This window comes from Enterocloster alcoholdehydrogenati (assembly GCF_013282095.1).
Classification (GTDB): Bacteria; Bacillota; Clostridia; order Lachnospirales; family Lachnospiraceae; genus Enterocloster; species Enterocloster alcoholdehydrogenati.
Window position 1 is genome coordinate 47,860 of record NZ_BLTJ01000013.1, and the last position, 12,887, is coordinate 60,746.

Here is a 12,887-nt window from a genome sequence, read left to right on the forward strand (position 1 = left end):
AAGAGCTGCCGCAGGATTGCCGCAGTTTCACCCTCGATGTGCCTCAGGGATATGTGTTAAGATATCATCAGAAATAAAAGGAACGTATTTCTGAAATTATGGAGGGAAGCGCATTTATGAAACAGGTAAAATCGGGAAAAAATAAGATGTGGACAGTCTCGTCAGGCAGTGCTAGTATGTGTTTGGTGCTGGCGATTTTCCTGACAGTTATGACGGGATGTGTTTCTACAGCTTACGCTGAGGAAAAAACTTCAGAAGCGGCAGAAGGAAACGGTGTGGCGGCGAAAACGTTCGATACAGATTCTCAAATTCTGTTACAGCCCCGAGGCATGGTTACAGATCAATTGGAAAATTTCCAATATTTACTGTACGAACCTGAAAATCCAACAGAGAATATGCCTTTGATTGTTTATTTACACGGAGCCAGCGGAAAGGGAGAGGATTTAAACTTACTCACATCCTCAGAAGACTTTCCGAAATATTTACAGGCTGGCGATCTGGGAAATGTGAAAGCCTATGTTGTAATGCCGCAGCTGCCTTCCTCAAAAAATGGATGGAGCAGCATTGCTTCTTCGGTTTATGCTCTGATTCAGGAAACTGTTTCTGAATTTTCTATTGATGAAGATAATATTTCCCTGGTAGGATTCAGCATGGGAGGTACGGCAGTGTGGGATTTTGCCGCAGCATATCCGGAACGATTTGCCCGGATTGCGCCTCTCTCAGGCAGTGCCAGAGGCGTACTGCAGCAGGTTTCTGTGCTTAAGGAAATTCCTGTCAGGGCATTTGTCGGCTCTGCAGATACTGTGATCAAGCCAAGTTCCTCTAAAGAAATGGTATATGCATTAAAAAAAGCGGGAGGAACAGCAGAACTTCAGGTATTTCAAGATGCAGACCATGTTTCTGTGCCTTCGCTTACATGGCGTGATGAAACAATAAATCTTGTAAACTGGCTGATCGGAGCGGCCTCATAATCAATTAGAAGGAGATACACCATGAAAGCAATAAAGAAAATTTTCAGCCTTCTTTTGGCGGCATTGCTGCTCACAGCAGCGTTTTCTGCAGCTGCTTTGGCTGCGGGCAATACAAATAATGACCGTATGAATATGTACACAAACAGTGATTTTATTGAAAAAGAACAGCCAGAACTCAGTGGAAAGACAAAAGAACTGATTTCCCGTTATCAGAAAGATCCAACCATGGAAAATTACCTGAATCTCAGGGATGAGGTAATTAAAAATTATAATGCCGTGTTGGATCGTAAAGAAACAAAGCTGGAGGAACTGAAAGAGGAAACGGCAGGAAAGCCTGGGGGTGATGAAATTGTTTCAGAAATGGAAGACATTGTTCAGGAGATGTATATTACCTACTGGAACCGTATTAACAGCAGTATGCTCCGGTTTACAGATCCCCGGCTTTTAAAGTGGAAAATTTCTGATGCATCCAGATATGAGTATATTCCGGTCATGGGTGCCGGTGAGAGTATTTATGTGAAACGCACTCCTGTAACAAATGCGGAGTATGCGGAGTTTCTGGCAGACACCGGGTATCCGGTTCCGGCTAATTGGAAGAATGGAACTTATCCTGTCCAGGAAGAGGATCTTCCTGTAAATTTCGTTTCTTATGAAGATGCACAGGCTTACTGCACATGGCTGACAGAGCAGGATGGTGTGAATGCGTATCGCCTCCCCAATGAAAGCGAATGGGAGCTTGCGGCAGGCCATATGCCCAAGGACGCAGATTTTAACTGTGGAATCAATGACGGAAGAACGCCGGTTGAACAATATGCAGAAGTTACAAGGGGAGCCCATGGAGCTGTTGATTTTTGGGGAAACGTCTGGGAATGGACTTCAACAGAGCGTACGGGTGCTGACGATACAACAATTTTAGGCGTAAAGGGCGGCTCTTGGAAATCTGCCAGAACCGACTGCCGCAGTGAATACAGGGAAGAAGGGAGAGACGCCTCCTCCGGTTATGAGGATGTAGGCTTTCGCGTTATTCAGGTTTTAAATGGGGAGGAGCCTGAGCAGAAAGCAGAGCTTGCAGCGCTTGCATTTCCCACGGTCTCGGCAGTTTCTGCCGGTGACACGGTTACTCTTTCCTGGGAACCGGTTGAGAAAGCCATAGAGTACCAGATATTTGAATATTACGAGGAAACGGGTCTGCTGTATATGCTCGACAGAACCAGTGAAACAAGCGTCACCATATCGAATCTAAAAGAGGGTGCAGCCTGCCGATATATTGTTCAGCCCATCTCGTATATTGAAATTGCGGATAATGTATCCCCGGAAAACAGCGTTGCTGTGACCGCAGCGTTTCTGTTGGAAAATCAGAGTTAAAAATTGAAAGAATATTAAAAAATCCCATCTGACGCTTTGTAGAGGGCCAGATGGGGTTTTGCGTGAAATTTCTCAAAAAATTACATATGAAATGAGGACAATATGGAAATACTGGTTTGGATTATGATTACATTTAGTATGTCGCTTTTTCTGCGTGAAACAGCAGGCAAAAAGGAAAGAATGATATATACAATATTAGGCTGTGCCTCTGGAGCAGCAGTTTCTTTTTTTCTGAGGTTCGCAGTTCATGTTAATCATATTTCTCTGTGGCTGGCGTTGTCATATGTATTCATTGCAGTGCAGGCTAATTATACTCTCCGATTATCAATTCTGGAAAAAGGGAAACGAAAAGAGGCTGCTGTCCTTGCATTGAAAACCATGGCAGGGGGACTGATTCTTGTTGTTTTCTTTTATAATTTAGCGATTGGAAATATAGGCGCCGGGGCAGGAACTGATAATCTTCCGCCAGTTACCGCCATGCGTGCAACCTGCATGATTTTGGCTGGAACGCTGCTCTGGCTGTATGGCGGCAGGGCGGCTATTCGGTTTCCCAATACGGCCCGTGTGGTTTTGGCTGCCATTTTAGCGGTATCTCCTGCGATTCTTTTTTTGACTGCAGAACTGTGCTGGAACTCTGCCTTGATGGAGATGAATTTTTCCAAGATTATGATTAATGTCATTATCTATGCGCTGCTGGAAGTGTTTGCGGTAAATCTCTGGCAGAAGCGTATGCGCGGACTTACGCTGCTCTATGTTTTGATTTGGATTGCGGGAACGGCAAACCACTTCGTCCTTCAATTCCGAGGTCAGCCGATTATTGCCGCTGATATATTTGCTGCAGAAACGGCGTTTTCTGTAGCGGCAGGTTATACCTATAAGATGGATAATGGTATGTCAATGTCCTTTTTGATTGTGTATTTCATGGCTGCATTGACTGGGGCTGCTGCTGTCAGAGCCGATGCCCTGGAGTGCCCCGGCTGTTTTCAATGGAAAGTGGCGGGAAGGACATTTTCCCTAAAGCGCTCCGTGATCCGCAGGTGTGTTTGCTGCCTGGCGGCGGCAGGAATTTTAACGGGCTGGATCAACAGCTGTGATTTTGCAGAGAAATATCATATTGTAATCAATTTCTGGGAACAGAAGCAGACATACCAGTCAGCCGGAATTGCTCCGGGGTTTATTACATATCTTCAGAAAATGAAGGTAAAAGCACCAGAGGGCTATTCCTCTGAAAAGGCAAATGCAATTTTAGATCCATACATGGATAAAAAAACAGCAGAAAGCAGCACTGCTTCTCAGGTAAAGCCAACGATCATTGCGATCATGAATGAATCGTTTAGTGATCTGAGTGTGCTTGGGCCGCTGGAATGTGTGGATGAACAGCTGTCCTTTCTGCGTTCCTTAAAAAACGATCCTAATATTGTGGAATATGGATGGAACTATGTTTCTACACTGGGAGGCGGAACATCGACTACAGAGTTTGAGTTTCTGACAGGAAATTCAATTTCAAATACCAACGGTATCAATCCATATGCAGATTTTCGGTTTGACAATGTCCCTAACATGGCCTGGCAGCTGAAGGAGCAGGGGTATAAAACGATTGCACTGCACCCGGAAGCGCCTGCAAATTGGCGCAGAAATAGTGTGTATCCAGCCATGGGATTTGACGAATTTCTCTCTATGGATTATTTTAAGGATGCAGAGCGAACGGTGTGGAACCGGGTTTCTGATTTAGGAAATTATAAAAAACTGATAGAGGTTTATGAAAAACAGACTGGTCCGGCGTTCCTGTTTAATGTTACGATGCAGAACCATGGAGGCTATGAAATAGACGCCATTGAAGAAAATAAGAAGGTCTCGGTTGATGATGAATATAGCCAGTATACAGACTTCCAGGCATATCAGTCCCTGATTAATGAATCAGATAAGGGACTACAGTATTTAATTCATTATTTTGAAACCGCAGATAAACCGGTAATTATCTGTTTCTTTGGAGATCATCAGCCCTGGCTGAATAATGAGTTTGAGGACAGGCTGCGTGCTGCCGGAAGAACAGAGCTGGATACAGATCTGTCAGTGGAAGAAAAATCCTACACAGTCCCTTACTTTATATGGAGTAATTTTAAAACAGAAGAGGATTTGGCTATTCAGAATACAGATGGCATTGATATTGTCAGCACAAATTACCTTGGAACGCTGGTACAAAAGTATGCTGGACTGGAGCTTTCCAGTTACGACGCATATCGAATGGAGCAGCGTGCTGATATGCCGGTGTTTAATTTCTGCGGATATTACACGGCTGAACATGAATGGCATTATATTGGCGAGAACACAAAGTATCAGCCGTGGCTTAACCGGTATGCGCTCATTCAGTATAATGCGCTCTTTGATCGGAGGAAGGATATGAGATACTATCTGCCATGACGCTAGAACGGTCTGTGTGTGAAGGATGTTTTTTTGAATTTCAGATGAAAAGCTGCCGCATATTTGCCTCAGTTTCACCCTCGTATCGCCCATATGGTTTATATTATAATACATTCATAGAACAGATGAATGTTCTAAATATAAAATCAAAGGAGACTTTACTATGAAAGTAATCAAAAAAATGAGCTCTTTAGCAATCGCAGCAGCTATGTGTGCAGCAATGTCTGTTCCTGTTTTTGCTGCAACAGCGGACGAAGCATCCGGACAGACTGCTGTTGTGATGGAAGAAGAAATGAAAGATGGAATGAAAAACGGGCTTGTAAATGGAGCCTCTAACGGTCTGGCAAACGGCCTGGAGAATGGACTTGTAAATGGAGCCACAAACGGCATGAAAGACGGCCTCAAGGATGGTCTGTCAAAAGGATTTGTGAATGGGGCTTCTAATGGTCTGGCAAACGGCCTGGAGAATGGACTTGTAAATGGAGCCACAAACGGTACGGCAAACGGCCTTAAAGACGGTCTCAAGGATGGACTTAAGGCTGGTTTAATAAACAACCTTGTAAATGGCGATATGAACAGTACAGCAAGCAATGAATAAGCGTATGTTATGAAAATGGAAACGGCGCCGCTCGATCACCTTCTAAGGATGATTCTGCGGCGCTTTCTTCTGTTCTGTGCACTTTAGCGCCAGTTTTACAGTACAAAATAGTCGGGATACCGTCGGGTGAGCTCTGTCTTTTCCACCTGGAACCGGGTTAGGTGGCGGGTAATGAGCATTTCCGCAAGCTCCGCATCCTTTTGGCGGATGGCATACAGAATATTCCGGTGATCCTTGACGGTTCGGGCATCCTGCCAGGATTTTAAGGAAAGAATACGAAGGCGGTCAAAATGAACCATCTGGGAATAGATGACATCAAAGGTTCGGGATTTTCCTACAGATTCAAATAACAGCTGATGAAAATGGTTATCCAGGTCTAACTGTACGGAAAAGTCTTCCGAATTGGCATAGTACTGTTCCTGTTCCAGATTTGCTTCCAGCTGTTCCATATAGTGGGAGGAGATTCCTGATTCGCAGGCCAGTTTGGCAATTGCAATTTCCAATACCAGGCGCATGAAGCGGGATTCTTCGATCAGTCCATAGTCGATTTTTGATATATAACTGCCGCGCTGGGGAAGGATCTCCACGAGATCCATGCGGGAAAGCTCGATCAGAGCCTCCCGCACCGGTGTCCGGGACAGATTCATGACGGCAGACAGCTCGTTTTCGCTGACCGCACTGCCGGGGGAAAGTTCCAGGGCAGTGATATTGTAAAGCAGTACCCGTATGGCGTATGCACGGGCTTTTTCATCAGGCAGTCTGTCTAAAAGCTTCATGGGTACATCCCTTCTTTAAAATAGAAATTTTAAAAGTCAAACGTAAGAGCGATCTTGCGGATGGAAGGATCATGGCTGTCGTTAAAGTCAAAGGCTTCCTGTGCTTTGATTAACGGGAAGGTGTGGGAGACTGTGCCGCTCAGATCCAGCTTGCCCTCGTTGATCAGTTCAATGGCCTTTCCAAACATCTTATTCTGCAGCCTGGAGCCGCGGACATCCAGCTCTTTGGAAGTAATCAGGAACTGGTTTACCTCTGTAGGGGAAACAGAGAATCCCATGGTAATTACGCGTCCGGCATTTCCGGTAGCCTTTAACAGTGTGATCAGGGAATCCTTTGTGCAGGCAGAATCAATGGAAACAGTGCTTCCGTGGCCGCCTGTGTATTCCTTTACTTTTTCGATCAGATCTTCTTTTAATGGATTGATGGTATATTTTGCGCCGTTTTTCTTTGCAGTTTCCAGTTTGTCATCCATGATATCCGCAACAATAATATGATCACAGAGCAGACGGGCAACCTTCAATATGGTGCTTCCCAGCGCGCCGGAACCGTAGATCAGCAGCATATCATCCTTTTTCAGTTCGGCTCTGGTGCAGGCCTGGATTCCGATGGTGGTCGGCTCGATCATAACGGCATCTGTGTCAGAAAGAGATTCAGGAAGGATATAGCAGTCCTTTTCCGGTACAGCGATAAATTCGCGGTATCCGCCGTCGATATGTACGCCGCGGATCGCCAGGTTGTCGCACACGTTGCCTCTTCCGATACGGCAGGGATAGCAGTGGCCGCAGCTGGTTACCTGATTGATGATAACGCGGTCTCCTACCTTCAGATCCTTAACGTTGGGGCCGACCTGGTCAATGCGGCCGACCATTTCATGTCCAATGACCCTTGGATAGGTTGCAGCCGCATTGGTGCCATGGTAGATCCCCATATCAGAACCGCAGATGCCGGCGGCAGTCATTTTTACAAGGACGTTGTTTTTTTCGTCGATTACAGGTTTCTCAATGTCAATTACCTTCAGCTCTTCTGGTTTTACAATCTGTACAGCTTTCATTGAAATACACGCTCCTTTTAATAATTATATCATTTGTTATTGATAACTTACATACTAGATATACTAAAACCCACTGGCGAAAAAGTCAATATCTGGGCTGTTAAAAAAATAATATATACAAAATAAATAAAAAACACATATAAATTTTATTTACTATTACATATTGAAGGATTCTTGAAATTATACTACCATACAAGTAAGCTTCCATAGCTGGCTTTGCTGAAAAGCGGCTGTGGTCGGAACCGTTGTTAAATATATAAATTATGGAGGTAATGAAAGCTATGAATATGACGCTGCGTTGGTATGGACCGGGATATGACAGTGTGACATTGGAACAGATCCGGCAGATTCCGGGTGTAAAAGGAGTTATTACCACTCTTATGGGAAAGATGCCTGGTGAGGTCTGGACAGAGGAAGAAATTGCAGAACTGAAAAAGACAGTAGAGGATGCAGGACTTTCCATCATGGGAATTGAGTCTGTAAATGTTTCAGACGATATTAAGATCGGAACGGACAAGCGGGATGAGCATATTAAGAATTATATTACCACACTGGAAAACCTGGGAAAAGCGGGTATCCATATGGTATGCTACAATTTTATGCCGGTGTTTGACTGGACACGTTCGGATCTTGCCAGAAAGAGACCGGATGGCTCTACGGTACTTGCATACAATCAGGATGTGATCGACCAGATTGATCCTGAACATATGAAAGAATCCATTGAGAAGATGTCAAATGGATTTGTGATGCCTGGCTGGGAGCCAGAGCGCCTTGAAAAATTAAAAGCTCTGTTTGACGCATATAAAGATGTAGATGCAGAGAAACTGTTTAATAATCTGGTATATTTCCTTGAGGCTATCGGACCGGTATGCGAGAAGTACGATATCCATATGGGAATCCATCAGGATGATCCGGCATGGCCGATCTTCGGCCTTCCAAGGATCGTGAGAAATAAGGAGACCATCGAGCGCCTGTTAAAGGCAGTGGATAAGCCGTACAATGGCCTGACGCTGTGCACCGGTTCTCTGGGATCTGATCCTAAGAACGATATCTGCGAGATCATCCGTATGGCAAAGGGCAGAATTCCGTTTGCTCATGTAAGAAATGTAAAATACAACAGCGACAGGGATTTTGAAGAGGCTGCTCATCTGTCATCTGACGGCTCTAAGGATATGTATGAGATTATGAAGACTCTGTATGATACCGGCTTTGACGGCTGCATCCGTCCTGACCATGGAAGAATGATCTGGGGCGAGGTTGCCATGCCGGGTTACGGACTGTATGACAGAGCGCTGGGTGCCTGCTACCTGCAGGGACTCTGGGAAGCAATCGACAAAAACGCAAAGAGGGCATGAAAATATGAAATTAACATTAGATGGGTTAAAAGAAAAGACGGCATGGGAAAAGGCCGGCGTTTGCCTTCCGTCTTATGATATTGAAAAAACAGCAGAGGAAACGAAAAAGGCTCCCGTATGGGTGCATTTTGGAGCTGGAAACATTTTTCGTATTTTTATCGGCGGTCTGGCGGACACGCTGATTGAAAAAGGGGAGTCTAAAAAGGGAATTACCTGTGTGGAGACCTTTGATTTCGACGTTATTGACAAAATCTATGCGCCATACGATAATTTAGTGCTTGCTGTTACTCTTAAAGCAGACGGTTCCACCGATAAAAGGGTGCTGGGATCTCTGACAGAGGCTATCAAGGCACAGTCCTCAGATGTGTCCCAGTGGAATCGTCTGAAAGAGATCTTTAAAGATCCGGGACTTCAGATGATCTCCTTTACCATTACAGAAAAGGGGTATGCTCTTAAGGGAGCAGATGGAACGTACTTCCCATTCATTCAGGCAGATATTGAAAACGGACCGGAAAAAGCGGTTTCTGCAATGGCAGTTGTCTGCGCTCTGCTGTATGAGAGATATAAGACAGTAAAAGCTCCGCTGGCAGTCGTATCCATGGATAACTGTTCCCATAATGGGGAGAAGCTGCAGAGTTCCATTGTAACGATGGCGAAGGAGTGGTATAAAAAGGGCTTTGTGGAAGAAGGCTTTGTGGAGTATATTACAGACGAAAGCAGAGTGTCATTCCCCTGGTCTATGATTGATAAGATTACGCCCCGGCCCGCTGATTCTGTGTGCAGAGAGCTTGAAAATGCGGGAATTGAGGATATGGCTCCGGTCATTACCTCAAAAAAGACATATATTGCGCCCTTTGTCAATGCAGAAGGCCCGCAGTATCTTGTAATTGAAGATAAGTTCCCCAATGGCCGTCCGGCGCTGGAGAAGGCCGGCGTATACATGACGGACCGGGATACTGTAAATAAGGTTGAGCGCATGAAGGTAACCACCTGCCTTAATCCTCTGCATACGGCCCTGGCTGTTTATGGCTGCGTACTGGGATATGATCTGATCGCAGATGAGATGAAAGATGAGCAGTTAAATAAGCTGGTGCATCAGATCGGCCCTGTGGAGGGTATGCCGGTAGTGACCGATCCGGGCATCCTTTCTCCTGCTGACTTTGTAAAGGAAGTAATTGAGGTAAGGATACCTAATCCGTTTATGCCGGATACGCCTCAGAGAATTGCAACGGATACTTCTCAGAAGGTGGGAATACGGTATGGAGAGACAATCAAGTCCTATGTGGCAAAGTATGGCGATGCCAAGAAGCTGACAGCCATTCCTCTGGCTATTGCAGGCTGGTGCCGCTATCTTCTGGCTGTGGATGACGAGGGGAGGGCATTTGAACTTTCCGCCGATCCCATGATCCCGGAACTGACAAAACAGCTGGAAGGCATAGTAGTTGGAAAGCCGGAAACATACACCGGTCAGTTAAAGCCCATTCTGTCCAATGGGAATATTTTTGGAATTGATCTTTATGAGGCTGGTATTGGAGAACTGATCGAAAATATGTTTGCAGAAGAGATAGCCGGACCAGGGGCAGTAAGAAACGTCCTGAAAAAGTATATGGCGTAAGCCACGCAAATTGCATGGATGTAAAAAATCCCGTGCTGGCCGCATGAAAATGCGGCGGGCGCGGGATTTTTTTGAATGGCGGGGGTGAGTTAGGCTATCCAAAACCATATGTTATCCGCATTGTAAGTCAGCCCATTACTGTCAAAATATATTTTTATCAGCCGATTGCTTTTAAAAGATAATAAGTTTAAAATATTCATAAGGAGCTCCTTGTGTGATTTTCAAGATGTTGAATATCTGAATTTTATCACAATGGGAAGCGCTTTTTCGATTCACTGATTACAGATGAAATTTACGGTACATCTGTGAATAATTCAGATTTATTTAAGGGGTTATCTATGATGATATAAAAATATCAGGAGCAGTAATGGGAGGGGAATTATGAAAAGAAAATCCAGGGTGTATTTAAAGCTGCTATTGTCATATGTAGCAATTTTAATAATTCCAATTTTAGTAGCAACTGGAATTTATGGACGAGTATGGCATATTATACGAGGCCAGGCGTCAAGAACAAATGAAAATCTTTTGAATACAGTAAAACAGGAAATCGACAGTGAAATAAAGAATATTCAAAAAATAGAAAGCCGCTTGGCTCTTGACAGTGAGATCCAGAATCTTTCTAAAAAAGAAAGTTTCAGCATAAAAAACCAGCAGTCGTTATACTACTTGTATGATGACTTAAGGATAATTGATGTTGCAGAACCTCTATTTGACCATGTATTTGTATATTTTCCTGCGGCAGATAAAGTAAGTAGCAGTCTTGGAAATATGGATCTCTCGTTTTATTATGAACTTTATTATAAAAGTGACAGCACAAGCTTGGAAAATTTCAGGTCATACCTTGCTTCGCAGCATTACAATGATGTACGTCCCATTACGGGTTCATATGGACATAATAAACTGATTTTTACAATGAGTTCTCTTAATGCCGCTTCAGGTGAATATGCGGCAACAATCGGCATTGTTATGGATAAGGATCAATTTCGTCAGAAATTGCTTTTTGGCAAATGGGATGAACAGATGAATATTCGAATCGTAGACAGCGAGGATAATACAATATGTATGGATGCAAAGAGTGATTTATTACCAGAAAAGACGCAGAAAACTTCTTATATTGTTACTGGGGTGAATTCTGATGCGGCTGATTGGAGATATGAAGCAATTATCCCAAAAACTTTAATAGATAAAGAAGCTCATGAAATTCAAATATGGTCAGCAGTGGGATTATTTATCTGCATTATTTCTGGGTTTGGAATTGCAAGTTATCTTGCAAAGAAAAATTATAATCCTTTAAGAATGTTGATGGAGAATGTTGCACGTTACAACAATTCAAAAAGCAACGATAAAATGGAGAGCGGAGTAGACGAATATCAGTGGCTCAATCACCAGATGGAGAGTTTTTTCAAGGAGCATATAGATACGCAAAGGCTTTTAAAAAACAGCCGAAAAACATTAAAAACTTATTATTTGTCTAAAATGATGATGGAGCACTGTGAGAGAAACTCTCAGGAACAGGTTGGAATCCGGCTTTATTCTGAATTTTATGCAGTCGTTCTTTTAAAACCGGAGTTAAAAGGGGAATTGACAGCGGAACGCCTTGGAGAAGAGGCGCAGGTGCTCAGAAAATTCATAATAGCCAACGTGCTGAGCGAAATTTGCCAGAAATATTTTGAAGTAGAAATGACGGAAATGGGGGAACGGGAGGCTGCCATTATAGGGATGAATATACCTTCTCTGGACAACATGGAACGTTTACAGGAGTGTGTAGAAAATCTTCAGCAAATTACAGAAGAGTCATTTAGCTTTTCATGTATCGCTCTTCTGGGAACAGCCTGCCGTGGAATTGGCGGGATTCATGAATCATATGTGCAGGCACAATCGATGGAAGAGTATATTAATCTTTTGGATACTCCGGTAATCCGCTATGATAAAGTAAAGGATCTGCGTTTTGTATATGAATATCCGGAAGAAATGGAATTAAAAATTATTCATGCAATGAAAATAGGAGATGAAAAAACAGCAGGAAAATGTATGATGGAGGTGTTTGACCGAAATCTTTCCGGACAAGTAAAAGCCAATACTTACCGTTGCTTAATTTTTGATATGATTGGTACACTTTTAAAAGGAGCAAGCACAGGAGGATATAACCACACGGATCCTGAAATTGGAGTGTTGGAACAGATTTCAGTTAAAACACCGGTTGAAGAGGCAAAGGATAAATTTCTAAAATGCCTTGGTTCAATCTGTTTACACATTCGGCAGATTCGTGCAAAAGCAAGTGAGGATAACATATTCAGCCAGAAAGTAGAGGATTATGTAAATCAAAATTTCACAGATCCAGATTTAAATATTTCTATTGCAAGCCAGTATTTTCGTATAACCCCCTCATATCTGTCATCTCTTTATAAAAAACAGACAGGAAAGAGTTTGTTAGACTTTATTAACAATGTGCGGATTGATTTTGCAGAGGGACTTTTAAAAAAGGGATGCAGTGTGGCAGATGCGGCAGAACAATCCGGATTTCGTGACAGTGCAGGTTTTATCAGGGCGTTTAAGAAGAAAAAAGGGATTACACCTGGACAATTAAAGAAAGAATTTTAATTTTTACCAATCAATTTGATAAAATGCAAACTTTTATAGGCGTTTTTGCTAATAAAGTTTGCATTTTTTGTATATAAAAATCAATATTATAATGATAAGATGAGGACACAAAGCAAACTGTTATAAAAATACA

At 43.3% G+C, this 12,887-nt stretch carries 9 protein-coding genes; 7 read left to right on the forward strand and 2 right to left on the reverse strand.

Annotation, left to right across the window (positions count from 1 at the left end; translation table 11 throughout):
* Positions 1–116: 116 nt before the first annotated feature.
* The 4 genes from HW447_RS14370 (at position 117) to HW447_RS14385 (ending at position 5,355) form a co-directional block, all read left to right on the forward strand.
* Entirely contained in the window at positions 117–971 is an 855-nt protein-coding gene (locus HW447_RS14370) for a carboxylesterase family protein (RefSeq protein ID WP_176255815.1), read from the forward strand.
* Between the two features lie 21 nt (positions 972–992).
* Complete coding sequence (locus tag HW447_RS14375) at positions 993–2,336, forward strand: SUMF1/EgtB/PvdO family nonheme iron enzyme (RefSeq protein WP_176255816.1); 1,344 nt, start codon at positions 993–995, stop codon at positions 2,334–2,336.
* 180 nt (positions 2,337–2,516) lie between these two features.
* Positions 2,517–4,757, forward strand: coding sequence for an LTA synthase family protein (locus HW447_RS14380; RefSeq protein ID WP_176255817.1), 2,241 nt, complete (start codon positions 2,517–2,519; stop codon positions 4,755–4,757).
* 163 nt (positions 4,758–4,920) lie between these two features.
* The gene (locus HW447_RS14385; RefSeq protein ID WP_176255818.1) at positions 4,921–5,355 is read left to right on the forward strand and encodes a hypothetical protein; all 435 of its coding nucleotides are present in this window, start codon (positions 4,921–4,923) and stop codon (positions 5,353–5,355) included.
* A gap of 95 nt (positions 5,356–5,450) precedes the next feature.
* Here the strand turns inward: HW447_RS14385 and HW447_RS14390 are convergent, their stop codons facing one another.
* Positions 5,451–6,131, reverse strand: a complete 681-nt coding sequence (locus HW447_RS14390; RefSeq protein WP_176255819.1) for a GntR family transcriptional regulator — start codon at positions 6,129–6,131, stop codon at positions 5,451–5,453.
* A gap of 29 nt (positions 6,132–6,160) precedes the next feature.
* Positions 6,161–7,183 carry a zinc-binding alcohol dehydrogenase family protein gene (locus tag HW447_RS14395; RefSeq protein WP_176255820.1) on the reverse strand — a complete coding sequence of 341 codons (1,023 nt, stop codon included), beginning with the start codon at positions 7,181–7,183 and terminating at the stop codon, positions 6,161–6,163.
* A gap of 281 nt (positions 7,184–7,464) precedes the next feature.
* On the opposite strand from HW447_RS14395, the gene uxuA reads away from it, so the two are divergent.
* From uxuA to HW447_RS14410, 3 genes are all read left to right on the forward strand, one after another.
* Complete coding sequence (gene uxuA, locus HW447_RS14400) at positions 7,465–8,538, forward strand: mannonate dehydratase (protein WP_176255821.1); 1,074 nt, start codon at positions 7,465–7,467, stop codon at positions 8,536–8,538.
* Positions 8,539–8,542: 4 nt separating this feature from the next.
* On the forward strand, positions 8,543–10,153 hold the full coding sequence (locus tag HW447_RS14405) for a mannitol dehydrogenase family protein (protein WP_176255822.1): 1,611 nt from the start codon (positions 8,543–8,545) through the stop codon (positions 10,151–10,153).
* Between the two features lie 381 nt (positions 10,154–10,534).
* Complete coding sequence (locus tag HW447_RS14410; RefSeq protein ID WP_176255823.1) at positions 10,535–12,754, forward strand: AraC family transcriptional regulator; 2,220 nt, start codon at positions 10,535–10,537, stop codon at positions 12,752–12,754.
* Positions 12,755–12,887: the final 133 nt, after the last annotated feature.